Below are 24656 nucleotides of genomic sequence, written 5' to 3'. Positions count from 1 at the left end.
TTAGCGCTTGAGTCCCGGAAACTGGTCGTCGCGCCACTCGTCCGGCAGGCGGGTGCCCGAACCGGCCGCGTCGTCTTCACGCTCGCGCAGCTCGACCCGGCGAATCTTGCCCGAGATGGTCTTGGGCAGGTCGAAAAACTCCACCCGCCGCACCCTCATATAAGCCGGCAGCCCGGTGCGGGCGTGTCGCAGCACGGCTTCGGCGGTCTCCGCCGTCGGTTCCCAGCCCGGTGCGAGATGAATGTAGGCCTTGGGAATGTTCAGCCTGGTTGCGTCGGGAGCGGGAACGACAGCGGCCTCGGCAACAGCGGAGTGTTCGAGCAGAACGCTCTCCACCTCGAACGGCGATACCTTGTAGTCGCTCGACTTGAAGACGTCGTCGGTGCGGCCGATGAAGGTGAGGTAGCCATCGGAATCCATCGTGGCGACATCGCCGGTGTGAAAAAATCCGCCGCGAATGGCGTGCGCAGTGAGGTCGGGTTCGCCGTGGTAGCCGCTCATGAGGTTGACCGGGCTCTGCGAGAGGTCGAGGCAGATTTCGCCCTCGTCGGCGGGCAACTCGGTGATCGGGTCGAGCAGCTTGATCGCGACGCCGGGCAGGGGCAGGCCCATCGACCCGGCTTTCAGCATGGATCCGGGACCGTTTCCGACGATTGCGGTGGTTTCGGTCTGGCCGAATCCGTCGCGAATGGTCAGTTTCCAGCCGTTGTCGATCTGCCGGATCACCTCGGGGTTGAGCGGTTCTCCAGCCGAGAGCAACTCGCGGAGGCTAGCCGGGCGGGCGCCGATATCCGCTTGGATGAGCATGCGCCAGACTGTCGGCGGTGCACAGAACGTGTTGACCTGAGCGCGGTGCAGCTGCGCGATGAGGGCAGCCGGATCGAACTTGGAGTAGTTGTAGACGAACACGGTGGCCTCGGCGATCCACGGGGCGAAGAAACAGCTCCAGGCGTGTTTGCCCCAGCCGGGCGAGCTGATGGCCAGGTGCACGTCGCCGGGGCGCAGCCCCAGCCAATACATGGTGGAGAGGTGCCCGACCGGGTAGGAGGTCTGCGAGTGCAGCACCATCTTCGGCTTGCTCGTCGTGCCCGAGGTGAAGTAGATCAGCGAGGGGTCGGCGGATTCCACGACCGTGGTGATGGGTTCCGGGGTCACCCGATAGGCATCCGCGAAGTCGGCCCACCCAGGGCGGGCCGCGCCGACAGCGATGCGGGTGTAGTCGCCGGGAACGTCGTCGAATTTGACCGCGTCGGCCGAATTGGCGATCACGTGGGCGACGCCGCCGCGCTGCACGCGGTCGGCCAGGTCGTGCGAGGCGAGCACGGCGCTCGTGGGCATGATGACGGCGCCGACCTTCATGATGGCGAGCATCGCCTCCCAGATCTCCCGCTGGTTGCCGAGCATGAGCATGACGTGGTCTCCACGCCCGACGCCGTGGTGGCTGAGCCAGGTAGCGACTTGGTCGGATCGATGAGCCATCTCGTCAAAGGTGAGCTTTTGCTCGCTGCCGTCTTCTTCGACGATCCACAGCGCGATTTTGTCGTTGCCGCGGGCGAGCACGTCGAACCAGTCCGTGGCCCAGTTGAAGTGTTCTCCCACATCTGGCCAGCGAAATTCCTGCGCGGCGCGAGCGTGATCGTCGCGCAGGGCCAGAAGCTGGTCGCGTGCGGCACGGTAGTTACTGGTGCTCACCTGGTGAGTCATACGCCGTTGTCTCCTTGAACGAGCCGCCACGAGCGAAACGGCGACAGTCCATTCTCTCAGGGCTGTAGCTCGGCCCGCACCGGGCCTGGCCTGGCCGATAGCAACGCGCCCGAATCGGATGCCTGCGAGCGTGCCCGAGCCGAGGAACGGACCCAGCCTGATGACCACGTGTCACTGCGGGATGTGGCGACCCAAGCCATGAACAGCAGACTTATCGTGCACTGGCCTATCGTTGACGGGTGACCTACTCGATTCGTTCCCTGATTTCCACAGATCTGCCGCTCGTACTCGCGCTCAACAATGCTGCGGTTCCCGCGGTCAACGAGTTGGATGCCGACGCGCTGGCCGCGCTCGTCGAGCACAGCAATCTTGCCGTTGCTGTCGTCGACGACGATACGTCCGACATCGCCATCGGCTTCGCAATTCTGTTCATCGCCGGGGCCGAATACGCGAGTGAGAACTACCGCTGGTTCTCCAGCCGGTCCACCGATTTTCTCTATGTCGACCGCATCGTCGTGGCCGACGGGCATCGCGGGCAGGGCCTCGGCCAGGTGCTCTACGACGCGATTTTCGGGGCCGCCCGCCGTCTGAAGCTCTCCGAGGTGTTTTGTGAGGTCAACCTGGAGCCGCCGAACCCGGGCTCGCTCGCCTTTCACGGCCGCCTCGGCTTCGCCTCGGTTGGCCAGCTGTCAACCAAGGCCGACACCGTCGTCGTGAGCCTGCTCGCGGCGACCGTTTAGGGAAGACCGCTGTCACTGATAGTGGCTAGTCGTTCGTCACGGCGATGTTCGCGTCGATTCTCTGTATACACAGTCGCAGGTCGCTGAATCCATTCGTTTGACCAGTTGCAGAAGAAATGGCCTTGCGTTCGCGAAAACGGGGGCAGACATACTGGTCTGTATACATAGATCAGCTGAAAGTTCAAGGGGGCGCGGCAACAGGTAATTGCCCCCTATGGTCTAGTGGACGCGAGTTACCGCTTGCGCAGAACCAAGCCAAGGGACAACCCTCGATGCGAATTACCTGCCCGTTTTGCAAGTCACAGGCCGACCTGAAACCGAACCCCGCGCAAGCCCTCCGGCTCTCGCTCCCCCTCTACGTTCTCAAATGCACGGGTTGCGAGCGCACCAGCATCCGTGTTGAACCCGTGCGTCTGCCGCACGCCCTCACCTCCGCTTAACTGCTCGACCGCGACGTCCTGCCCCCGGCTCCTCCCCCACATGTGCCGTTGACCCATCAATCCGACCGGTCAGCGGTGCACCTGGGGCGAGTCGCGCGAGTCTGTGACAGTAGCTCAGCGCCTCGCGATATTCGTGAAAGCCTATCTCGGCTCCCAGCGGCGCTGTCGCTGGCACCCATTGCGCGAAACACGGGCGACGGCACGCCCGAACACTCGGCTTAACCCGGGCGGGGAGGATACGCTGGCGGCATGATCGATGGAGACAGCGCCCCGAATGCAGGCCCCGCCGCTAATCCCGACCTCGCCCCGGCCCATCGGGGCATTCCGATGCCCGATTATGTCAACGCGTGGGTATCGACACAGCGGTGGTTCGGCAACAAGGGGCAGATGCCGGTTCTTCGCAGCATTGGCCATTTCTCTCTAGACTCGGTCGACCCGGACGTCACCATTCGCGTCGACCTCATGTTGGACACGGCGAGCCTGGGCCTCACCCTCTACCAACTGCCGACCACGGAGCGGGCTTATGAACTTGCCGGCTCAGCCAATGCCCTGATCACCGAGCGCAAAACCGGCTCCGACCGAGCACGCTTCATTTATGACGCCGCCTATGACCCGATCTTCGCCTCTGCAGTGCTCAGCTTCATGGAACTGCAGGGCGTGACGAGTTCGACCGGTACTCCGGCACATGACCGTACCGCCGCCAGCGCGCACGGCGAAGATTTGAGACCGGATTCCGCCTCCCCTCGGGAGGCTGCTGTGGTCTCCAGCCGCGTCCTCGAAGGTGAGCAATCCAACACCTCGATCGTCGTGCACCGCACGGACGCAACCGGTACGCCGACAACGCCGATCATCTGCAAGATTTTTCGCATCATTCATGCCGGTGAAAATCCTGATGTAGTGGTGCAGGCCGCACTGTCCAGCGCCGGATCAGAGCGGATCCCGCTCCCTTTCGGTGACATTCTTGGCCAATGGGACGACCCCGCCGAACCTGACAGTCGGGCCGTCGGCCATCTGGCGTTCGCCCAGGAATTTCTGCCCGATGCCCCCGATGCGTGGCGCACAGCCCTGGTCGCCGCGGCTTCCGGCAGCGACTTCACGGGTCCGGCTTTTCGACTGGGACAGGCTACCGCCGATGTGCACCAGGACCTCGCCCGCACTTTGCCGACGCTGGATGTGACCCCCGCGGTCATCGCCGACGAAATGGCCAAGATGCGGCAGCGTTGCCGCCAGGCCCTGCACGAAGTACCGATTCTGACCCAGTACGGCGCTGCCATCGAGACGGTCTTCGCTCGCGCGGAGACGGCGACCTGGCCGCGATTGCAGCGCATTCACGGTGATTTCCACCTCGGCCAGGTGCTGGACGTGCGGGGTCGTGGCTGGGTATTGCTGGACTTTGAGGGGGAACCTCTGCGCACCCTGCGGGAACGGACTCGGCCCGATATCCCGCTGCGCGATATCGCCGGAATGCTGCGATCGTTCTCCTACGTTGCGGGTGCTATGACGGCAGCGACGGGCGACTCGACCAGGGCGGTGGCGCCGGGCGAACCAGTCGCCGGTGAATCGACGGCTGCCGGAGCCACTATTTTCCAGTGGGCCATGGCCTGCCGCACTGCCTTCCTCAACGGTTACGCGGAACGCTCCGGCGTGAAACTTGCCGATCAAAGAACCCTGCTCGATGCGTTCGAACTCGACAAGGCACTCTATGAAGCCGTCTACGAGATACGTAACCGCCCGACCTGGCTGCCGATCCCTCTCGCCGCGATCGAGCGGCTGGTCGAAGTGTCGAACTAACTGCCGTTGTGGAAAATGCCGAGGTGCGGTGACACCATCCGTTGGGCCTGGAACCAGACCTGGTCACGGTCGGTGAGCAGACCGATTCAGGAGGCCGACCGGGACTGCTTCGCCGTGCGTTTGCGCGTCGGCTTGGCTCGTTCACGGCTAGCCTCGACGCTGCGTCGCAGGGCCTCCATCAGGTCGAGCACCTCGCCGCCTTCTCCCTCTTCGGCGGCTTCGCCGTGGGTCGCCTCGGTCGACACGGCATCACCACTTTTCAGCCTGGCTGCGATCAGCGCCCGTAGCTCATCCTGATAGTCGTCGCTGAAGGCATCCGGTGCGAAATCCGCCGCGAAGGACTCGACCAGCGCCGCTGACATGTCCAGTTCCTTGGCGCTGATTTTCACCCGCTCATCGAGGGATGCAAATTTGGCCTCTCGCACCTCGTCGTCCCAGAGCAGGGATTGCAGCATCAGCACATCACCGTGTACGCGCAGCGCGCCGAGGCGCGTCTTCTGTCGCAGCGCAAAGTGCACAATAGCCGTGCGATCGGTCGCTTCCAGCGTGCGCCGCAGCAACACGTAAGCCTTCGACGATTTACCGTCGGGTTCGAGAAAGTAGCTTTTGTCGAGCATGATCGGGTCGATCTGGTCGCTCGGTACGAATTCGACCACGTCGATCTCTTTGCTGTGTTCGGAAGGCAGTGAGGCGAAGTCCCCGGAACTGAGCACAACCGTATGGTCGCCGTCGTCGTAGGCCTTGTCTATGTGGTCGTAGGGAATAACCTTGGCGCAGATCTCGCAGCGACGTTGATAGCGGATGCGCCCCCCATCCGCATCGTGAACCTGGTGAAGTGCGACGTCGTGATCTTCGGTGGCGCTGTATACCTTGACGGGCACATTGACGAGCCCGAAGGTGATCGCACCGGTCCAGATGCTTCTCATACATCCAGTACACACCCGAATGAGACATTCGTCGTCTAGTAGACCCAGAGTTTCCGCGGCACAGTTGACGCATGAACGCCAGCAGCCAGGTGGTCTCCATCGAGGGACACCGCATCACGCTCACCCATCTCGACAAGGTCTTATACCCGAAGACCGGAACCACAAAGGCCGACGTCCTGGCCTATTACGCGGCGAGCGCCGATGTGCTCATCGGTCATGCCGCGAACCGCCCGGCCACCCGCAAGCGCTGGGTGCATGGCATCGGCACGATCGAAAGCCCCGGCGCGATGTTTTTTCAGAAGAATCTGGACCCATCGACGCCGAGCTGGGTGAAACGGTACCAGATCCTGCACAAAGACCATGTGAACACCTATCCACTGGTGAACGACCTCGCCACCCTTACCTGGCTCGGGCAGATGAGCACCCTCGAAATCCACGTGCCACAGTGGCAGTTCGGCCGCACCGGTACCCCGCGCAATCCCGACCGGCTCGTGCTCGACCTCGACCCGGGGCCGGGGGTTGGACTGCTCGAGTGCGCCGAGGTTGCGCGGCTGGCCCGCGCGATTTTGCACGATATGGGGCTGGAACCGATGCCGGTGACCAGCGGAAGCAAGGGCATCCACCTCTATGCGGCGCTCGACCTGTCATACAGCTCTGACCAGGTCTCGGCGGTGGCGCATGAATTGGCGCGCGCCCTTGCGGCCGACCACCGTGACCTCGTGGTCAGCGACATGAAGAAAAGCCTCCGACCTGGCAAAGTCCTGGTGGACTGGAGCCAGAACAACGCCGCGAAGACCACCATCACGCCGTACTCGCTGCGAGGGCTCAGTCACCCCATGGTCGCAGCCCCGCGTACCTGGAAGGAGCTCGCCTCGGCCGACCTCGAGCAGCTCGACTACAAGCAGGTACTTGCGCGCCTGAAACGACGGGAAGATCCGCTCGCGCAGCTCACAGCCGGGTCTTTCGAACACTCGGTGAGTGACGCCGGCGCAGCGAGCAAAGGCTCGGCCCCGGCGCTCGTCACGCCGGACCGGCTGACGGCGTACCGCGGCAAGCGGGACGCCGCGAAGACACCCGAACCGGTTCCGGTCTTGTCAGTTGCGGCATCCGCTGGCTCGTCGTTCGTTATTCAGGAACACCACGCCCGCAGCCTGCACTGGGACTTTCGGCTCGAACACGACGGGGTACTCGTGTCGTGGGCGTTGCCCCGCGGCGTGCCGGTAACCCCCGCACAGAACCGGCTCGCGGTCCACGTCGAGGATCATCCCCTCGAATACGGCGGCTTCGAGGGAAATATTCCGGTCGGAGAATACGGCGCCGGCGACGTGTCGATCTGGGACCACGGCGAGTACGAACTCGAAAAGTGGCGCGATGACGAGGTCATCGTGACCCTGCACGGCGAACCAGACGCCGGGCTCGGCGGCACCGCCCGGTTTGCCCTTATTCGCACGAGCGAGAGCTACAGCAGCAAAACAACGAACAACTGGCTGATTCACCGCATGAAACCGAACATTTCGGCCTCGGGCGGCTCGCGCACGAATGCCCGGCCGCACAGTAGCGCCGCGGCTACCCCGACGCCCGCACCACCGAAGAACGCCTACTCTCCCATGCTCGCCGCTGCTGGTTCCGAAGCCGACCTCGGCGACGAGGGGTGGGCCTTCGAAATGAAGTGGGATGGAATGCGGGCCCTCGCCTACGTGTCGCTGCGAGATCAGGCTGTTCGCCTGGTCACCCGCAACGGGCATGATGTGACCGCGTCGTATCCAGATCTCGTGGCCGACCTCCTTGCTGCGGTAGCAGCACGGTCAGAAACGGATTCCGCGGTGCTTGACGGCGAGATCGTGGCCGTCAATAAACGCGGACGGCCCGATTTCGGCCTCCTGCAGACGCGGATGAAACTTACCGAGGCTCGGGAAATCGCGTCGGCGACCGCGACAGCGCCCGTGCAGTTCCTGCTGTTTGATCTGCTCGAAGAGAACGGGCACCCACTCACCGACCTGACCTACAGAGCGAGACGCGACCGGCTCGAGTCCGCGGTCACGGCAACCGGCTCAACCCAGGTGCCGCCGCGGTTTGAGGGTGACTTTTCCGAGGCATTCCACACCAGCCGACGACTGGGGCTGGAGGGGGTCATGGCCAAACGGCTCGACGGGCGCTACGCGATGGGTCGCCGGTCCCACGACTGGGTGAAGATCAAACATTATCGCAACCAGGAAGTGGTGGTGGGCGGCTGGCGACCCGGCCGCGGCAACCGGTCCGGCGCGATCGGCTCGCTGCTGCTCGGGGTACCGACCGACACCGGGCTGCGCTTCGTGGGCCGGGTCGGCACGGGGTTCGGGGAACGCGACCTGACCGACATCCGTTCCCGACTAACCGGACTCGTTCAGAAGACCACTCCGTTCAGTGACATTGCGCCAACGGATGCCCAAGGCGCGGTCTGGGTGCGCCCCACGCTCGTCGCTGAGGTGGAATTCGCCGAGTGGACCGTGACCGGCCGTCTGCGCCAGCCATCCTGGCGGGGGTGGCGTCCCGATAAAACCCCCGGCGACATCACGATCGACTAGTGCGGGCCGGGAGATACGGGCGGGTACAGTATGGGCATGAAGCTGATCGCCATCGACCCGCCCACCCGTAGTTTTTCGCGCTGGCTGACCGACGAAGAAATCGGTCGGGTACTCGCCCACAAGCGCGGCTGGCGTCAGGCACCCGATGGCAGCGTGTTGGCTGGCAAGATTCGCAAGGTGCTTGTCAGCGCCTCGCTTGCGCAACTCGGCGCCGCTTCCGTCGCGCACGGCTGGGCCAGCCGACCACGGGTCGAGCCGAGCGACGGCAGCGGTCCCACCCACATGATGTGGGGCATCATCGATGCGCGCACCGACGCCGAGATCACGGCGGAGTTGCGCGGGGAAGTCTAAATTGGCCCGGCCAGTTCGACGCCAGTCGCGTAGCGTGGATGCATGAGCCTCAACCCCAGCTACATCAAGCCCGGCCTGGACTTCAACCGCGACACCAATTACATCCAGGACCGCATCACCCGGGATGGCCGCGACGGCTGGCCGGTTGAACCGGGCCGCTACCGACTCGTTGCGGCCCGTGCCTGCCCGTGGGCGAACCGCACTACGATCGTGCGCCGCCTTCTGGGCCTCGAAGGCGTCATTTCTCTCGGCCTGCCCGGCCCCACCCACGACAAAAACAGCTGGACCTTCGACCTCGACCCGGGTGGGGTCGACCCGGTACTCGGCATCGAACGTTTGCAGCAGGCGTTCTTCACCCGTTTTGCCGACTACCCGCGCGGCATCACCGTCCCGGCGATCGTCGATGTGCCAAGCGGAAAGGTCGTCACCAATAACTATCCCCAGATCACCCTTGATTTCGAGCTCGAATGGACAGACCACCACCGGGCCGGCGCCCCTGACCTCTACCCGGAAGCGTCACGGGCCGAAATCGACGAGGTTGCCAACCTGATCTTTCACGACGTGAACAACGGTGTCTACAAGTGCGGCTTCGCTGGCAGCCAAGAATCGTACGAGCGGGCTTACGACGCCCTCTTCGCCCGGCTGGATTGGCTCGAACAACGCCTGGCGGGGCAGCGGTATCTTGTGGGCGACACGATCACCGAGGCGGACATCCGCTTGTTTACCACCCTCGCCCGCTTCGACGCGGTGTATCACGGGCATTTCAAATGCAATCGCAACAAGCTCAGCGAGATGCCCGTGCTGTGGGCCTACGCCCGCGACCTGTTTCAGACGCCCGGTTTTGGGGACACGATCGATTTCGAGCAGATCAAAAGGCACTACTACGTGACCCACGTCGATATCAATCCCAGTGGCATCGTGCCGAAGGGACCGGATGCTGCTGCCTGGCTGGCTCCGCATTCTCGCGCTGATCTCGGCGGCCGTCCGTTCGGCGCCGGCACGCCGCCCGAGGCGCCACTGGCCGCTGAACGAATCGTGCGCTGAATGATCGTCGGACCGTAGCGCCCTGGCTCGTTTGGATTGCGCGCCCGGCCCTGGTGCGCGCTGAACCGTTGCAGTGACAGCGCACGGTCACCGTTGGCCCGCACGAACGCCTCGCCCACCACGATGACGTGGTGGGCGAGGTCGAGTGTGGTGATTCCTAGTTGGCAGCGTCAGCCTTCAGCTGTCCTGAACCAGGGACTACGGGATGTAGTTGAACTCGTCAGGGTTCGGGCCCGTGCGCTCATCGCGGTTCAGGGCAGTGATCGCGGCGATATCCGCTTCGGTGAGGACGAAGTCGAACAGGGCGAAGTTCTCGTCGACTCGGCTGCGGGTAACCGACTTCGGGAAGACGATGTCACCCCGCTGCAGGTGCCAGCGCAGGGTGACCTGAGCGGCAGACTTACCGAGACGGTCGGCGATCCCTGTAATCACCGAGTCGGAGAGAACTGCGCCCTGCGCGAGCGGCGACCAAGCCTCGGTTGCGATGCCGTGCTCGGTGTTGAACGCCCGCAGCGCATCCTGCGTGAGGTACGGGTGGACCTCGATCTGGTTGACGGCCGGCACGGTTTCGGTCTCGTCGAACAGACGCTGCAGGTGCTCTCGCTGAAAGTTGCTCACTCCAATGGTGCGCACGCGACCCGAGAGCTGCATTTCCTCCATTGCCTTCCAAGTCTCGACGAAGTCTCCGACAGCCGGGAGCGGCCAGTGGATGAGGAACAGGTCAAGGTAATCGAAGCCGAGGGCGTCCATGGTTCGATCGAAGGCGGCCAGCGCGTCGGCACGGTCATGGAACCCGTTGTTGAGCTTGCTCGTGACGTAGATCTCGGACCGGTTCAGCCCCGACTCAGCGACGGCTTCACCAACCTCTTTTTCATTGCCGTACATCTCGGCCGTGTCAATGTGTCGGTAGCCGGCCGCAAGAGCGGCAAGAGTCGCCGCCTTGGTCGTCTCCGGCGTGACCTGGAAGGTGCCGAATCCGAGCTGCGGAATCGTTGTGCCGTTATTGAGGTTGACGGTGGGGACTACGGTCATGGATGTATCTCCTCGTTCGATATTTGAGTGCGCCGCTATCTGTCTCGCCGATCACTTTGCCGCTGGTGTTACACAGGGAAAGCTTGCTCGGTCACATCAGGGACGTCAGCCGTGTCACGGTGAACGTGCCTAACGGCGTGCACGTTCATCAAAACCAGCCTACCGACGGAGATATTCCGCACGCCTAATGGCCGGTCACACTCCCAGCCCGCACACAGTATTGGTGCACGGGCACACGCTGCCGTCGTGAATCACGCGGGACACCTCGTCGACGGTCAGCTACAACGCATCGAACTGGTGCGCGTTCGCCCGCCCGGTCCGGGAGCGCAAATCCGCCGGCTGGAACGGGCATTCGCCCGGCAGCGTTCTTCGCAGGTTGCCGTTCTAGCATCGGATCATGATTGAGCGAGTGCAACGCGACCCCATCCGCCCCGGCCAGGAATCCGTCTGGGACTACCCACGCCCACCCCGCGTCGAACATACCGGGGAACACCTCACCATCGAACTCGACGGTGTGATCATCGCCGACACGAGAGATGTCGTGCGGGTGCTCGAGACCAGCCATCCACCGGTGTATTACCTGCCGCGGGGTGCCTTCACGCCGGGCGTGCTTCAACCGGATGCCGGTCATTCTTATTGCGAGTTCAAGGGCGCTGCCGGATATCTCTCGGTCGGCTCCCGCGCCCGGTCCGCCTGGTTTTATCCCACACCAAATGCGGGTTTCGAGTCTCTAACCGACCGCGTCGCTGTTTATCCGGGGGCGATGGACCAGTGCACGGTCGACGGTGAAGCGGTGCGCGCACAAGACGGCGACTTTTACGGCGGCTGGATAACCGAAAAAATCGTCGGGCCGTTCAAGGGCGCGGCGGGCACCATGGGCTGGTAGCCCACGGTTCGACACAAGTTCATCGCACGGAATTTCTCAGCTTGGGGTAGCCTCGGACAAGCTAGGCATCCGACGTACTCGAAACTGAAGGAGTTGCTGTGACCCACAACGCCGTAGACGAAGAGATTCTCAAGCAGTGGACCCGTCGCCTCAGTCAAGCACTGCAGATTGTGGACCTCGAGATAGACAACGACCTCGTTCTCACCGTTGCCGATGAAGCCGCCCACGCGGTGAATCCGATGGCCGCCCCGATCACAACGTTCATGGTCGGCTATGCCGCCGGTCTCGCCGCAGCCAACCCGGCGATGCCCTCAAGCACAGCCGTGGCCCGGGCTGTGGATGTGGTCACCGCCGTCTGCCAGCAGCCCGAGAAGGAACACCCCGACGCCACCGGCTGGGTGAACACCGCGCAGTAGCGTCAGGAGTCACGCAGCACGCTCCAGTCGAATGATGACAGCCTTCGACACCGGTGTGTTGCTGCCGTCGGCGACACTATCGAGCGGCACGAGCACGTTCGCCTCCGGATAGTAGGCGGCGGCGCAACCGCGTGGTGTCGGGTATGCAACCAGCCGATAGCCGCGTAACACCCGGTCGACGTTGTCACTGAACTCACTGTGCACGTCGACCAGATCGCCATCGACGAAACCTAGGGTGAGCAGATCTTTCTTGTTGATGAAGACAACATGACGACCCTTCTTGATACCGCGATAGCGGTCATCGAGGCCGTAGATGGTGGTGTTGAACTGGTCGTGACTGCGCAGCGTCTGCAGCACCAGACGCCCGGGCGGTACTTCAAGATACTCCAGGGTGTTCGTGGTCAGCATGGCCTTGCCGATCGGGGTGTTGAAGGTGCGCGAGTCCCGGGGCCCGTTCGGCAACATGAATCCGCCCTCCTGCCGGATGCGTTCGTTATAGTTCTCAAATCCCTCGACCACGTGGGCGATGTGATCACGGATACGGTCGTAGTCGGCCTCGAATCCAGCCCAGTCGACCGCGACCGAGTCGGCGAGCACAGCGCTAGCCAGTCGCGAAATAATCGCGACCTCCGAGAGCAGGTTTGGTGCGACCGGCTTGAGCTTTCCCCACGACGGATGCACCGCGCAAACCGTGTCCTCCACGGAGACAAACTGCACCCCGCCGGCCTGCTCGTCGATTTCGGTGCGCCCCAGGGTCGGTAGTATCAGCGCCTCCTCTCCGGTTACAGCATGCGAGCGGTTCAGTTTCGTGGAGATCTGCACGCTCATTTCGGTGCGTTGCATGGCGGCCTCGGCAATGCCGGTGTCGGACATGGCGGCAACGAAGTTGCCGCCAAGCCCTACCCACACCTTCAACTTTCCGTCGCGCATCGCACGCACTCCGTAGACGGCATCAACGCCGTGCCCGCGTGGCGGGTTGAAGCCGAACTCTGCTTGCAGGGCGTTGAGGAAAGCCGGCGGCATCTGCTCCCAGATACCCATGGTGCGGTCGCCCTGCACGTTGCTATGGCCGCGAATCGGTGAGGCACCGGCACCGGGCTTGCCGATGTTGCCGCGCAACAGCAGCAGGTTGATGATTTCCTTGATGGTATCTACGCCTTTTTTCTGTTGCGTCACCCCCATCGCCCAGGTAATGATCACCCGATCAGCGGCCAGGTAGCGTTGGGCCAATTCGTCGATTTGTGCGGCCCGCAAGCCGGTCGCGGCCAACACCATTTGCTCGTCAAGCTGGGAGAGATGTTGCCGCAGCTCGGTCAGCCCGTGGCAGTGTTTGTCAAGGAAAGCCTGATCGAGGACGGTTCCAGGGGCGGCGTCCTCGGCGTCGAGCACCCGCTTCGAGACGGCCTGCAGCAACGCCATATCGCCACCGAGGCGAATTTGCAGAAACTGGTCTGCTATCTCGGTGCCATGGCCAATCACTCCACGCACCCGCTGCGGGTTCTTGTAGCGGCGCAGACCGGCCTCGGGCAGCGGGTTGATCGCAACGATCTGCGCGCCAGCATCTTTAGCTTCTTCGAGCGCGGTGAGCATACGCGGATGGTTGGTACCGGGGTTTTGGCCGATGATGATGATGAGGTCGGATTTCGCAAAGTCGTCGTAGCTGACCGTGCTCTTGCCAATACCGACGGTCATGCCCATAGCCCAGCCAGTGGATTCATGACACATATTGGAGCAGTCCGGCAGGTTGTTGGTGCCGTACGCGCGCGCGAACAGCTGGTAGGCGAATGCGGCCTCGTTGGAGGCGCGGCCACTCGTGTAGAAGGCGGCTTGGTCAGGCGAGTCAAGACCGTTGAGCTTAGCGGCGATCATGCGAAACGCCTCGGGCCAGCTGACCGGGCGGTAGTGATCACTGCCGGCTGGCTTGTAGACGGGTTCGACCAGCCGACCCTGCATGCCGAGCCAGTATTCGCTCTTCTCGTACAGGTCGGGCAAGGAATGCTCGGCCCAGAAAGTTGTCGGGATGGTGATCGGGGTGGCCTCCCAGGTGACAGCTTTGGCGCCGTTCTCGCAGAACTCAAAGGCCTTGCGGTGCCCGGGGTCGGGCCAGGCGCAGCTCATGCAGTCGAATCCGTCTTTCTGGTTCATCGCCAGCAGGGCGCGCATTCCCCGCGCAGCGCCCATCTGCGTGATCGCCGGCTGCATGGAATGCAGCACGCCCGGTACGCCGGCGGCCCAGGATTTGGCGTGGGTGACCTCGATGTCGATGTCGGTGACGTCGTTGATCGGGGGTTCACTGCTCATGCTGCACCGCTCTCGTTGCGTTATCGCTTCGCCGCCCATACGGTCGACGCTGGCACGATACACCCATGGGGTTGGAAGCATCCGGTAGTGCCGTGATTATGCCATTTATACCCCCATGGGTATAGCATGGAGGTAATCCCGAACGAAAGGCACCCATCATGTGCAGAGCCGTCACCTGCAAGACCTGTCAGAAGACCACCTGGGCCGGGTGCGGCCAGCACGTCGACCAGGTCATGAAGGGTGTTCCACGCGCCCAGCGGTGCGAGGGCCATGTGCAGGAGAAATCCACCGGCGGCTTCTTCGCACGCCTGCTCGGCCGGTAGCCGCGGAGCCCAGGCCGGCCCGGGCGCCGCAGCCGAAACCTCGACTTGTTCCGGGGCCGGGGGTTCACAGACACGCCGAGTAACTCGGTCGCCTCACCCCCGATTCGATGTGCGCACCATGATTGGGAGCGTCCTGGTCAAACGCTCGACCGAACACTTACACTCAAGGCACATGACTTTTCCGGAAATTGGCGGTGCCGCATCGCGCTCGCGCCGTTCGCTGCCACGGCTGCTCGGCCGGCTGGCCCTCGGTGCCGCGCTGCTTTTGGCTGGAATCAGCCACCTCACGTTCAACCGGGAGGCATTCCAGGCTCAGGTTCCGGCGTGGGTTCCGTTGGACGCCGACCTGGTCGTCGTACTCTCCGGAATAGCCGAAATAATACTGGGAACCGCATTGCTTACGCTGCACCGGTGGCGGGTACCCGTCGGCTGGGTCGTCGCAGCGTTCTTCGTGGCAATCTTTCCCGGCAACATTTCACAGTTCGTCACGGCAACTGACTCATTCGGACTGAATTCAGATCTGTCGCGAGGCATCCGCCTCGCCTTTCAGCCACTGCTCGTGCTGTGGGCGCTCTGGGCTACCGATGCATGGCGAACGTGGCGAGCCCGGCGCAGCCGGGTTGCGGCCCGGCCTCTGTCACACCGATAGCGGGAGTATGCCCGCCATCGATAGTGTGGGCCAAATGGACCCGCTAACCTTTCGTCGCGCCACGACCGATGATGTTTCGGCCTTACTGGTCTTGGTGACAAGCGCCTATCGGGGCGATGCGAGCCGGCAGGGCTGGACCTGTGAGGCCGACCTCATCGACGGGCAGCGCCTCGACGCCGACGTACTCCGTGGAGATCTCAGGCGTGCTGACAGCGTCGTTCTTCTCGGTGAACGCGAAGGCGATCTGGTGGGGTGCGCGCATATCGCGAAGGATGTGGGCGATACGGCCTATTTCGGTATGTTCGCCGTGCGCCCGACCGGCCAGAGCCAGGGCGACGGCAAACGTATCCTGGCCGAAGCTGAACGCCTGGCTGTCTCGGAATGGGATTCAACTGTGATGACGATGACGGTCATCGATGTGCGAGACTCCCTCATCGCGTTCTACGAGCGGCGAGGTTACCGCCGAACGGGCGTGCAGAAGCCCTTTGACTTCGACACACGCTTTGGAGTACCCCGGCGCGACGACCTACGTCTCGAGGTGCTCGAAAAAGTTCTGCAGCACGGCTGAACATCCCGCCTTTTCGAGGCGCGAACATCAGCCGGTGATCGCGCCCCGTGTGGGTTGTGACGAATGGCAGGCCGCTTTCCGCATCAGGGCGCGGTACTGGTGGGGCGTGAGCGCAACCACATGCCCGACGGGGGCTGAAACGGCAGCAGGAAATGTAGGAGGAGTCCGGACAGCGCCGTGACGGTTACCGCTCCGATGGCGCCGAAATTCGTGAACTGTGCCTCGACGTTGACCCCGGCCAATGTCGTCACGGTCCATCCGAGTGCCCACAGTGTGGCCATGCCCAGGGCCCAGAGCCAGCGTCGGCGCGTGCGCGGCGGTAACCCCATGGCCTGCGCGGCACCGAGCACGATCCCGGTGATCGCTCCCATCAGGGCCAACTCCGGCAGCGTCGTGCGATAGTCGACCACCGTCGAGCCCAGAAGCAGACCCAAACCCAAACCAATCCCGGTCAGCGGAACCCAGTTCAGCGGATTGAGACGACGCCGACTGACCAGCACCTGGCCGAAGCCGATGACGACCCCACAGACCGCGCCACCGATAAGGGCCGACACGGGGTTACTGACGCGCCCCCCGACTGCCGTGCCGGCGAAACCCGCGATCGGGAACGCGAGAAATCCCACGCTCCACAGCAACCAGGTCGAGAAGAATGTGGGGTTTCGGAAGCTGGGATTGCGATGGAGTCGCCGTATTCTGGTCACGTTTCTACTCCAGTCCAAGGTACTGGTCGGTCAGTGCAGCCCAGGTCATTGAGAAGAATCTCGGACCGGCATGCAGACATGCTACGCCCAAGCCAGTGCGGCCCGACAGCGTGCGGGGATAGCCGAACAACGAGGCACCTGATCGTCGAACGCCGCTTGGACGACGGCGCGTGCGTTTTCGCACGCAGCACCGCCCGCACTACGCGGCCGGCGCTTAGGCCACCAGTACCTCCGGGGATGCCAAGGGAGTGATGTAGGAGTAACCGGTGGCCGTGTTCTTGGTGATCGACAGCACGAGTTGCATGGATGGTTCGAGGGCGGTGACCTTGTCAAGCGGAGCTCCGACGATGAGTTGAAAGCCGAGGCCCTTCCACGCGGCGACGGCTCGGCCGGCGAACTCAGCGTCGGATTTGACGAAACCCTCGTCGAGAAACACCGGCGCGAAGCGCGGCCGGGTGCGGCTTTCATCGCCGAGCTGAAAACGCAGGGCTGCGCCGACCACGAAGGCCACAAGCTCCTGCGACTCGCCACCGCTCTTTCCGCCGAGGGACGAGTAGGTGCTGACGCGGGCACCGTCCTGCGTCACGCGAACAGCCGTGATCTCAACGTGCTGGCGTACATCGAGCAGCACATCGCGCTGGGAGGTAGTGGTGCCGTCAGAACGTCGAATCACAGCCATGAACTGCTGCAGCCGGGTGAACCGATCCTCGGTTTGATCGTCGGTGAATTGTTCCGTCGCACCGGAGGAGAGCGCTTTGAGCTCCTTGCGGAACGCGGTCGCGTCGTCTCGGTGCAGTCGTCGCAGCGAAATCTGTAAGCGGTCGCGGGTTGCGCCGAACGGCAGGGTCGCGAGGATCTCATTGATTGGCCGCAACCGGTCTTCGATCTCTTCGATGGCCGTGTTGAACGCACCGGTGAGCGGCACGAGGTCCTGCCCGCTCCACGCGGAGAGCCGGCGTTTCCATTCTTGGCGACGCTCGGAAAGACCGAGGGTGCGGATGGCGTCGAGAATATCGGTGTAACTCGTGACCGATTCGAGCGCGACACCGATATTCGGGTCGGGCCAGCGAGCCTGGTACGTCTCGAAGATGCCGATCATGGTGGCACGGTCGCGCGCGGCACCGTCACGATCCTGCGCCGACTGATTGATCAGTCGCTCACGCAGACGTTTCAGGCCGCCGGGGAAAGTGGCGAGGTCGTTCTGGTCGGTGACGCGCGCGAACTGCTCATCAAGGTGCAGAGAATGTTCCGGCGACAGGGTCAGCGTGTCGCTGTGTTCGATCTGTTCGAGTCGATCATTCACCGCGTCCTGTGCGTCGACGATGCTGCCCTGCTCGTCATTGAGCACCGCCCCGGCCTGCTCGGTGCTGTGCTTGAGTTTCTGGGCAGCATCCAGCTCGAGGGCGAGCCGTGCCCCTTCGTTACTCAGAGCGCGCAGAATATCGCTGCTGGCCAGCATCCGCTCTTGTTCCGATTTCTTGCCCTGGATGCGTTCGGCTGCTGCCGCGACGTCAATGGTCAGCCAGTCGGTGTCGAGAATGTACTGGTGAGCGGCCTGTCGGTCGCGCAGTGCACCGAGTTGCTCGGTAACAGCGGATGCCCGCCCCGCGATCGCGTCAGCGGCCAGCCCCTGCGCGGCCAGCTCTCCAGCAATGTCATCGAGCCGGGCCCGGCTGGAAAAACCGATGATCGACTTCTGGCCGGTGTTCCAGCCATGGGCGCCGCGGGAACCGTTGCGCGTCTGTCCGCTCGGCGTCACCCGTGCACCCTCACCAACCAGCTCGGACGGGTTGGCCACGCAGAGCGCGTCGAGGCTCGACGACCGAAGGCGCGCCTGCACCCAGCTGCTGAACGGCGAGTCCTTCAGGTCGAGCTTGCCAGACACATAGCGGGCGTCGCCGGTCACGGCCTGGTGCTGCTTCAGCGCCACGCCCTCGAAGTGGATGCGCAGAGGCAGCTGCAGTGGGTCGATCGCCGCGCTCAGGTGTGCGAGGCGAGTCTCGTCGACGAGCAGAACCCGAACGACCGACGACAGGGTCACCTCGGCGGCCTGCCGCCACTGTTCCTCACCTGCGGTGATGTCGATGAGTTCGGCCACGAACGGGAGTTCCTGGGCCGGAATTCCCGACGCTTCGGCGATCAGCAACCGGGCCTGGTGCAGGGGCTGTGGCACCAGGCTTTCGCGCCCGGTCAGAAATACGCGCTCTTTTTTGAGGGAGCGGATGCCCTCCTCCACGGGGTACGCCTCACGCTGCAGTGCCGCGCGCGTCGCCTCCAGGGCAGCCTCGGCGGCGGCGAATTCGGCGGTGAAGCGGTTGGCCTCCTGCTGGGCGGCGGCGAAGCTAGCAGCGGAATCGATCGATGCCGCCAGAATGTGCACCCTTTGGCTGAAACTCTCGTGCTCCCGAGCCACAGTGTCGCGTTGGTCGCTGAGGTGCACGAGCTCGGTTTGCAGCCGTTCGAGCACATCGCCGCCGTTGTCGCGCTCCTGCTGTTGCACGTCGACGACCCGAATTTTCAGCGCGGTCTCGGCGTCGCGCGCCTCTACGAGGGCGGTCTGGTTGTCGCGGCGGGCTGCCCGGTTGGTGTCGGCGGCATTCTCGAGCAGGGTGTGCTCGGTGAGCAGCTGCCACAGCACAAACGGGGTGTCCCCAGCTCGGTGCACCCCGAAGGTGTCGACCAGTTCGGCCTTGGCGGTTGCGACCTGGTAAGCCTGCTGCAGTTCGGGCAGGCGTTCGAGCACCTGGGCCTTCTGCGCTTCGGTGACCATGGCACCGTAGGAACGTTCCAGGTCTTCGAAGTGGTCGACGGCTTTGTCGGCGGCAGCGAAGGTCGCAGGCTCTTCGAGCACCATCGACTTGTAGAGTCCGTCGACTGTTTTCACCTGCTGGCCGGCCTGGATGCGGGCGAGCAGGCGCAGGGCCTTGCCGCCCTCGCCGTTGGCGCCGATACCGAGCCGGGTGTACAGGGTTTGGGCGAACGCCGCGTAGGTATCGAATACGTCGAGGCCCTCGAAGCGGGCCTTGAGGGCGCGCTTGTCGAACCGGTTCTCGGCGCAGGAGGCGAGGTCGCGCAGGTCAAGGCATCCGTCGGTCGTGGCCATTTTCATGGCGACGTCGGCGAATTTATGGGCGCCACGCGGTACGAAGTAGACCCGCAGCACGGTGAACCGGCGCTCGTTGTCGTCGATGAAGGTCAGGGCGATGGCGCCCCAGGTAGCCTCGTGCGCGCCGCGCAGCACCTGGTCGGTCAGCTCGCCGGTTGCCGCTTCCCGGTTGGCGTCGGTCTTGCCGCGCAGGTAGGTCATCAGGTTGCGCTGGTCGTGGCTGCGGGCACGGCCCGAGCCGGCATCGTTCGAGGCACCGTTGAACGGGGTGTCCGAGGGCATCATCAGCGCCAGGTAGGCATCGAGCAGGCTGCTCTTGCCGGTGCCTGAGGCACCGGAGACGAGCGTGGCCGCGGCACTGAAGTCGATCGTGTGGTGACCGTGAAATCCGCCCCAGTTGACCAGTTGCATGGATTCGGCCCGCCACTGGGTAGTGCCCTCGGTGGCGCCATCGATGTAGAACAGCGGGGAATCGGTCATGCGATTGGCTCCAGGGGCGAGGCGGCGAGCGGTTCGGTGTCGTCAGTACGGTTTTCCTGACGCAGCCAGTCGAGCAGTTCGCCGAGGCGTTCCACCGACAACAGCACTTCGATCACGGCCGAGATGCGAAACCGGTCTGGGTCGCTGGTCTTCAGCAGCACCCTCGCCTTGGCGAGACTATCGACCGCGGCAGCGGCCTTTCGGGCATCACCGGAAAGGTCGGTGGCGTGTTCCGGGCGAAAGTGCGCAACGTTCTCGACCAGGTTGTCCCGGTCGACGAGTACGATCTCCTGGCCGTTGGCCCGTTCACTGCGAAAGCGTTGGCGCAGCAGCACGAGCAGAATTGTCTCCTCGCGGGTGTAGGCCACGTCGTGCAGCAGGGTGGGAAACCGCTCGCCGCCTTCCGCGAGGGCCTGCCGTTTGAAGGCGACCTCGTAGTGGTGGTCGACATGCAGGTCGAGGAAGACGTCGTTGAGGCGGGACTTGAGCAGGCTCTGCGACTTCAGCAGGGTCTGCCATTCGGCGGGCTGCAGGGCTGCCGAGATATAGCGGTGTTTCAACAGCAGCACGAGGGTACGACGCTGCTCTACGCTCAGCCCGCCCTCGTCGCCCTCGAACAGGGACAGGGTCTGGGGGTCGCTGTCGATGGCGGTGCCCTCAGCCGAAAAGTCGTCAATCATGCTGGGAACCCAAATTCTGGGCGGCCAGGGCCGCCGTGTCGTCGTCGGTCAAGATGCGTCGCGGCACGTCGAAGACCCGCACCGAGCCATCCGGTCGTATCGCTTCGAAACTCTCCAGGCTTACCGGGCCGGCCGACGTGCCCAGCTGCGCGGCCAGTTGGAGCAGGCCGAGAATTTCAACCGGGCGGCGCAGGCTCACGCCGAAGCTGTTGAACGCGCTGCCAACGGATGCCGCCTCCCCCGCCGCAACAGCAGCCACGAGGGCGTCGCGCAGGTCTTCGAGCAGTGGCCCGCCCTGCAGGCGCAGGTCGCCCAGGCTCGGTGCTGCAGGCGCAGCGTCAGACACATCGGCCAGCGCGGGCGGCCCAAGGTGGGCAACCGGATCGTAGAACCGTTCGCGCAGGTGTTCCACCTCGAGAGTGCCGGGCATGAGTTCGGTGGTGACAGTGGAGCGCGGGCCGGCGGTCTGCATCCAGACGGCGAGTTCGCGGTTGACGCCGCGCAGCACGAGCTCGAGCTCGCGGTCTTTCACCACGTCGTGATTGACGATGTGCTCGCGCAGGGTGGTCGAGAGCCCGGTGCGCTGGGTCAGAACGTCATCGATGCCCTTGCGCAGCAGCGTCACCGTGCTCATGAAGCTGCGACGTTCGTTCAGGCTCAGTTCGAGGGCGAATGGGTGCAGCAGGATCGACTCCAGATCGGCCTTGAGCCCCTGCATGAGCGTGTCGTTGCGCAGCAGGGTGAACGCCCCCTCGAAGGCGCGCCCCTCAGCCGTCGACGACATGAGGGCATCCGTTTTGGCCAGATAGTCGTCGAGAACCTCGCTGATGGGTCGTTCCTCGCCGCGAAAGTCGTTGACGATCTGCCGGTGCATGGCCGCGACCGATTCCTCGACCCGTTTGAAGTCGCTCGGAAGTTGCTGGATGAGGTCGATGAGGTTTGCGTAACCCTCATGCATCTGCTCGTTCGAGGCCGCTTCGACAGCGCCGCCGCGAGCGAGACGATCACGCTCGCTGGTCAGTTCATCGATCTGCTGCTCGAGACGGCGAACCCGCTCTTCGCGATCGGGGTTGGCCTCCGTGGCCCGGTGGCGCACGGTGTCGACGATCGTCGAGAGCCTGGACTCGCTGATCAACGCCCGATCGCGCGCGAGGCCGTCCACGAGAAGCAGGGCTTCAAGGGCGTGGCTGGTGAGTGAGTAGTGCTCCACATTCTCGTCATCGCTGCCACCACCATTTCCGCCGCCATTTCCGCCGCCCAGATCGCGCACTTCGCGGTACAGCCAGAGGTCGTTCATCCACTGCACGCACAGGGCACGGCCGGTCTTCTCGGGGGCGTCGACACCGGTGCTGCGGAGGTCGGCGAGGTAGGCATCCACTTGGGCATGCAGCAGCTCGCACGCCACGCTGCGGCGGTCCCGGCTGAACGAGCTCTTGAACACCGCGAGCACGAACGGCGCCCATTTGCGGTCGAGCAGGCGCAGAGTGGGTTTGTCGAAGGCTTCGCGTACCCGCGCCAATTCGCTCGCAATATCACTCAACAGCTGGTTCCTCTCCAGCTCTCCACTTTAACCGACTGGGTGGGTTGCCCCTGACCCGCTCAGCCGAGCAGGCGCGGCCTCTTCCAGTCGGCGCCGTGCACGTGCTGGTCGAGAAAGGCGAACACGGTCTGATACCAGAGAACAGCGTGTTGCGGTTTCAACACCCAGTGGTTCTCATCGGGAAAGAAGAGGAACTTGTGCTGGGTACTGCCGTCGGCAGTGGCGTGGTGTTCGGCGAGCTCCGACCACAGTCGCAGGCTTTCGCCGATCGGCACCCGGTAGTCGTGATCGCCGTGAATCACGAGCATGGGCGTGACAATGTCGCGCACGGCCTGGTGCGGCGAATTGTCGACCATGCCCTGCGGGGAAAAGATGCTCTGCCAATACTCGGAGTTGTCGGTCGTGCCAGCGAACTGGTCGAGCGACCAGAGACTCGCGTGGCTGACGATGGCGCGAAACCGGTCGGTGTGCCCGGCGACCCAGTTGGCCATGTAGCCGCCGAACGATCCGCCCATCGCCGCGGTCAGTGTCGCATCAATCTCGGGGCGGGCCTCGGCGGCGTCGGTGATCGCGAGCAGGTCGGTGTACGGCTTAGCCCCCCAGGCGTTCCAGCCGCGCGCGATGAACTCGAGGCCGTATCCGGTCGACAGCGCGGGATCGGGCAGGAGTACCGCGTAGCCGCGGGCCACGGCGAGCAGCGGGCTCCAGCGCCAGCTCCAGGCGTTCCAGCTGTTCAGCGGGCCGCCGTGGATCCAGAGCAACAGCGGGGCCGGATGCTGCGCCGAGGCTCCGTCAGGCAGCAGCAGCCAGGCGCGCACCCGGGTTCCGTCTTCGGCGAGGGTCTCGATCTCGGTGATCGTGCCGGGAACGTCGGGCAGCGCGGCCGGTGTGGCCAGCGTGATGATGGTGCCGGAACGGCTGATGCGCACCGGATGCGCTGGTGCGATCCAGGAGGAGCGCAACGCCACGAGGTCACCGGTCTGGGCATCGACGCACACATTGGTGTAGGTGAAGTCATCGGTGGTGAGCTGTTCGGGGGCCCCGCCGTCGAGCGGTACCCGGAAGATGGGTCCGCGGCCGTTGTGGTCGGCGGTGACGATGAGGGCCGGGTTGGATTCACCCGGAGCGCCGCCGTGCGGCGCGTCGAAGACCAGGCTGGTCGGCCAGCGGTCCCACTCGGCGGCGAGGCGGCGTGGGTGGCCGCCGTCGAGGTCGGCAACCCAGATTTCCTGGTCAGCCGGACCATGCGGGGTACTGACGGCGGACCGCTCGAAGGCGATCAGTCGTCCGTCGAGACTGACGGCCGGTGACTCGAAGTCAACCTTCGGTTCGTTGAACAGCGTGGTCTGGATGCCGGTCGAAACGTCGATCGAAACCAGAACGTACCGGCCGGAGCGCTGCTCGGCTATCCGCCGGGCCACGATGAGCGTTGATCCGTCGGGGGTCAGGGCCTGGCCGGCGGTGTCCATGGTGCGGCCGGGGGTCGGGGTGAGGTCTCGGGGGCGTGGCAGATCGGCCGGGTAGGGAGCGGGGGCATCACTGTCGCTGTCGCTGTCGCTGTCGCTGGCACGGTCGCTGTCGCTGTCGCCGTCACTGGCACGGTCGCTGTTGGGAAGTGTGACGGTGTCCTGTAGGTCGGCGAGGTCGAGGGCGAGCAGGTGCGGCTCGGCGGGGCCGAGGTCGTGGTCCCAGTAACGCACGGGGTAGCTCTCGTGCAGAATGGCCGCGACCTTCTTGTCGGCGCGCTCCTTGCGTGCAACGCCATCCGATTCGAGGTCGGTGGCGCTCGGCAGCAGGTCGGCGGCGATCACGAGTGAGGGGGCGATCGCGGCGACAGCGGCGATGCCGGATACTCCCCCGGCAAGGCGGGTGATAGCGCGGGCCTCCCCGCCGCCAGCGGGCAGCAGCCAGAGCTGGGCGGCCTCGGTGTCTTTTTCTGCAGCAGCATCGGGCCGGCTGGAGACGAACAAAACGTCGCCCGCGGCGGTGAAAGCCGCCCCGGATTCTCCCTTGGCCGACCGGGTCAGGCGGATCGGAACACCGGTCCCGTCGGAGCAAACCGACCAGAGTGCCCGCTCGTAGGTCGTGCGATCGCGGGTGAGTGTGGCGACGGTCAGCACGACGCGCACCCCGTCGGGCGAGAGGGTGAGACCTTCCACGCGGGGCAACGCAATGTAGTCGTCGAGGCTGGAAAATGGCGTGCTCTGGGACTCCGATGTCATGGTTGCAGGCTAGCCGATACGGATGCACAGTCTCGTGCTCACCATGAGTGGCACGGTTCATTTTAGTTGCGCCAGTACGGTTCGGGGCTGGGGGTGTTGGCGCGGTGGCTGTGGGCGGGGCGCCAGGTTTGGGTGGGGTCCCACAAGATGGGCCCGCGTACTTGGGGTTTGCCATTGATCATGCGGATTGTC

19 protein-coding genes and 1 pseudogene are annotated in these 24656 nt (G+C 64.2%); 10 read left to right on the top strand and 10 right to left on the bottom strand.

The annotated features are described in order from the left end of the window. Window positions 1–1704, bottom strand: coding sequence for an AMP-binding protein (locus tag CXY83_RS02160; RefSeq protein ID WP_104195777.1), 1704 nt, complete (start codon window positions 1702–1704; stop codon window positions 1–3). A gap of 239 nt (window positions 1705–1943) precedes the next feature. Between CXY83_RS02160 and CXY83_RS02155 the strand changes: the two genes are divergently transcribed. Together CXY83_RS02155 and CXY83_RS02145 are read left to right on the top strand one after the other, a co-directional pair. Continuing rightward, complete coding sequence (locus CXY83_RS02155) at window positions 1944–2444, top strand: GNAT family N-acetyltransferase (protein WP_104195776.1); 501 nt, start codon at window positions 1944–1946, stop codon at window positions 2442–2444. Between the two features lie 689 nt (window positions 2445–3133). Continuing rightward, window positions 3134–4675, top strand: coding sequence for a phosphotransferase (locus tag CXY83_RS02145; RefSeq protein ID WP_104195774.1), 1542 nt, complete (start codon window positions 3134–3136; stop codon window positions 4673–4675). Between the two features lie 86 nt (window positions 4676–4761). On the opposite strand, the gene CXY83_RS02140 is transcribed toward CXY83_RS02145, so the two are convergent. Next, the gene (locus tag CXY83_RS02140; protein WP_104195773.1) at window positions 4762–5601 is read right to left on the bottom strand and encodes a Ku protein; all 840 of its coding nucleotides are present in this window, start codon (window positions 5599–5601) and stop codon (window positions 4762–4764) included. A gap of 71 nt (window positions 5602–5672) precedes the next feature. Here CXY83_RS02140 and CXY83_RS02135 point away from each other — a divergent pair, with 71 nt between their 5' ends. Genes CXY83_RS02135 through CXY83_RS02125 form a run of 3 tightly spaced genes read left to right on the top strand, consistent with a single transcriptional unit; the run spans window position 5673 to window position 9560 of the window. Beyond that, window positions 5673–8165, top strand: coding sequence for an ATP-dependent DNA ligase (locus CXY83_RS02135; protein WP_104195772.1), 2493 nt, complete (start codon window positions 5673–5675; stop codon window positions 8163–8165). Between the two features lie 36 nt (window positions 8166–8201). Next, window positions 8202–8516, top strand: a complete 315-nt coding sequence (locus CXY83_RS02130; RefSeq protein ID WP_134573073.1) for a hypothetical protein — start codon at window positions 8202–8204, stop codon at window positions 8514–8516. A 42-nt stretch (window positions 8517–8558) separates the two neighbouring features. Then, window positions 8559–9560, top strand: coding sequence for a glutathione S-transferase family protein (locus tag CXY83_RS02125; RefSeq protein ID WP_104195770.1), 1002 nt, complete (start codon window positions 8559–8561; stop codon window positions 9558–9560). Between the two features lie 59 nt (window positions 9561–9619). Here the strand turns inward: CXY83_RS02125 and CXY83_RS18510 are convergent. Beyond that, a pseudogene (locus tag CXY83_RS18510) lies at window positions 9620–9715 on the bottom strand (ATP-dependent DNA ligase); the annotation flags it as partial. 43 nt (window positions 9716–9758) lie between these two features. Further along, on the bottom strand, window positions 9759–10592 hold the full coding sequence (locus CXY83_RS02115; RefSeq protein ID WP_104195769.1) for an aldo/keto reductase: 834 nt from the start codon (window positions 10590–10592) through the stop codon (window positions 9759–9761). Between the two features lie 397 nt (window positions 10593–10989). Between CXY83_RS02115 and CXY83_RS02110 the strand changes: the two genes are divergently transcribed. After that, complete coding sequence (locus tag CXY83_RS02110; protein ID WP_104195768.1) at window positions 10990–11478, top strand: DUF427 domain-containing protein; 489 nt, start codon at window positions 10990–10992, stop codon at window positions 11476–11478. A 98-nt stretch (window positions 11479–11576) separates the two neighbouring features. Continuing rightward, entirely contained in the window at window positions 11577–11894 is a 318-nt protein-coding gene (locus CXY83_RS02105) for a DUF6457 domain-containing protein (protein WP_104195767.1), read from the top strand. Window positions 11895–11903: 9 nt separating this feature from the next. Here CXY83_RS02105 and CXY83_RS02100 read toward each other — a convergent pair whose 3' ends face one another. Continuing rightward, entirely contained in the window at window positions 11904–14195 is a 2292-nt protein-coding gene (locus CXY83_RS02100) for an FdhF/YdeP family oxidoreductase (RefSeq protein ID WP_104195766.1), read from the bottom strand. A 158-nt stretch (window positions 14196–14353) separates the two neighbouring features. On the opposite strand from CXY83_RS02100, the gene CXY83_RS17785 reads away from it, so the two are divergent. From CXY83_RS17785 to CXY83_RS02090, 3 genes are all read left to right on the top strand, one after another. Beyond that, entirely contained in the window at window positions 14354–14518 is a 165-nt protein-coding gene (locus tag CXY83_RS17785; RefSeq protein WP_166786205.1) for a hypothetical protein, read from the top strand. Between the two features lie 172 nt (window positions 14519–14690). Further along, window positions 14691–15167, top strand: coding sequence for a DoxX family membrane protein (locus CXY83_RS02095; protein WP_104195765.1), 477 nt, complete (start codon window positions 14691–14693; stop codon window positions 15165–15167). Window positions 15168–15201: 34 nt separating this feature from the next. Further along, on the top strand, window positions 15202–15735 hold the full coding sequence (locus CXY83_RS02090) for a GNAT family N-acetyltransferase (RefSeq protein ID WP_104195764.1): 534 nt from the start codon (window positions 15202–15204) through the stop codon (window positions 15733–15735). Window positions 15736–15818: 83 nt separating this feature from the next. Here the strand turns inward: CXY83_RS02090 and CXY83_RS02085 are convergent, their stop codons facing one another. The 5 genes from CXY83_RS02085 to CXY83_RS02065 all read right to left on the bottom strand — a co-directional run bounded on the left by CXY83_RS02085 (window position 15819) and on the right by CXY83_RS02065 (window position 24464). Beyond that, a complete protein-coding gene (locus CXY83_RS02085; protein WP_146069824.1) occupies window positions 15819–16436 on the bottom strand; it encodes a hypothetical protein in 618 nt (205 codons plus the stop codon). Window positions 16437–16650: 214 nt separating this feature from the next. Then, a complete protein-coding gene (locus CXY83_RS02080; RefSeq protein WP_104195762.1) occupies window positions 16651–20022 on the bottom strand; it encodes an ATP-binding protein in 3372 nt (1123 codons plus the stop codon). Continuing rightward, on the bottom strand, window positions 20019–20702 hold the full coding sequence (locus CXY83_RS02075; protein ID WP_104195761.1) for a DUF4194 domain-containing protein: 684 nt from the start codon (window positions 20700–20702) through the stop codon (window positions 20019–20021). Before CXY83_RS02075 ends, CXY83_RS02080 begins: the two co-directional genes overlap by 4 nt. Further along, window positions 20695–22242, bottom strand: coding sequence for a DUF3375 family protein (locus tag CXY83_RS02070; protein WP_158251808.1), 1548 nt, complete (start codon window positions 22240–22242; stop codon window positions 20695–20697). The genes CXY83_RS02075 and CXY83_RS02070 overlap by 8 nt, the downstream gene beginning before the upstream one ends. 59 nt (window positions 22243–22301) lie before the next feature. Then, the gene (locus CXY83_RS02065; RefSeq protein ID WP_104195759.1) at window positions 22302–24464 is read right to left on the bottom strand and encodes a prolyl oligopeptidase family serine peptidase; all 2163 of its coding nucleotides are present in this window, start codon (window positions 24462–24464) and stop codon (window positions 22302–22304) included. Window positions 24465–24656 lie beyond the last annotated feature (192 nt).

This window comes from Cryobacterium sp. M15, from assembly GCF_002929675.1.
Classification (GTDB): domain Bacteria; phylum Actinomycetota; class Actinomycetes; order Actinomycetales; family Microbacteriaceae; genus Cryobacterium; species Cryobacterium lyxosi.
The sequence above is the reverse complement of the archived record's forward strand: the minus strand, read 5'-3'. Positions and strand labels throughout refer to the sequence as shown.

Coding starts and splice junctions, on each gene's coding strand:
- CXY83_RS02160 (WP_104195777.1), bottom strand. CDS start 1,704: ATGACTCACCAGGTGAGCACCAGTAACTACCGTGCCGCACGCGACCAG.
- CXY83_RS02145 (WP_104195774.1), top strand. CDS start 3,134: ATGATCGATGGAGACAGCGCCCCGAATGCAGGCCCCGCCGCTAATCCC.
- CXY83_RS02140 (WP_104195773.1), bottom strand. CDS start 5,601: ATGAGAAGCATCTGGACCGGTGCGATCACCTTCGGGCTCGTCAATGTG.
- CXY83_RS02135 (WP_104195772.1), top strand. CDS start 5,673: ATGAACGCCAGCAGCCAGGTGGTCTCCATCGAGGGACACCGCATCACG.
- CXY83_RS02130 (WP_134573073.1), top strand. CDS start 8,202: ATGAAGCTGATCGCCATCGACCCGCCCACCCGTAGTTTTTCGCGCTGG.
- CXY83_RS02125 (WP_104195770.1), top strand. CDS start 8,559: ATGAGCCTCAACCCCAGCTACATCAAGCCCGGCCTGGACTTCAACCGC.
- CXY83_RS02115 (WP_104195769.1), bottom strand. CDS start 10,592: ATGACCGTAGTCCCCACCGTCAACCTCAATAACGGCACAACGATTCCG.
- CXY83_RS02110 (WP_104195768.1), top strand. CDS start 10,990: ATGATTGAGCGAGTGCAACGCGACCCCATCCGCCCCGGCCAGGAATCC.
- CXY83_RS02100 (WP_104195766.1), bottom strand. CDS start 14,195: ATGAGCAGTGAACCCCCGATCAACGACGTCACCGACATCGACATCGAG.
- CXY83_RS17785 (WP_166786205.1), top strand. CDS start 14,354: ATGTGCAGAGCCGTCACCTGCAAGACCTGTCAGAAGACCACCTGGGCC.
- CXY83_RS02095 (WP_104195765.1), top strand. CDS start 14,691: ATGACTTTTCCGGAAATTGGCGGTGCCGCATCGCGCTCGCGCCGTTCG.
- CXY83_RS02090 (WP_104195764.1), top strand. CDS start 15,202: ATGGACCCGCTAACCTTTCGTCGCGCCACGACCGATGATGTTTCGGCC.
- CXY83_RS02080 (WP_104195762.1), bottom strand. CDS start 20,022: ATGACCGATTCCCCGCTGTTCTACATCGATGGCGCCACCGAGGGCACT.
- CXY83_RS02075 (WP_104195761.1), bottom strand. CDS start 20,702: ATGATTGACGACTTTTCGGCTGAGGGCACCGCCATCGACAGCGACCCC.
- CXY83_RS02065 (WP_104195759.1), bottom strand. CDS start 24,464: ATGACATCGGAGTCCCAGAGCACGCCATTTTCCAGCCTCGACGACTAC.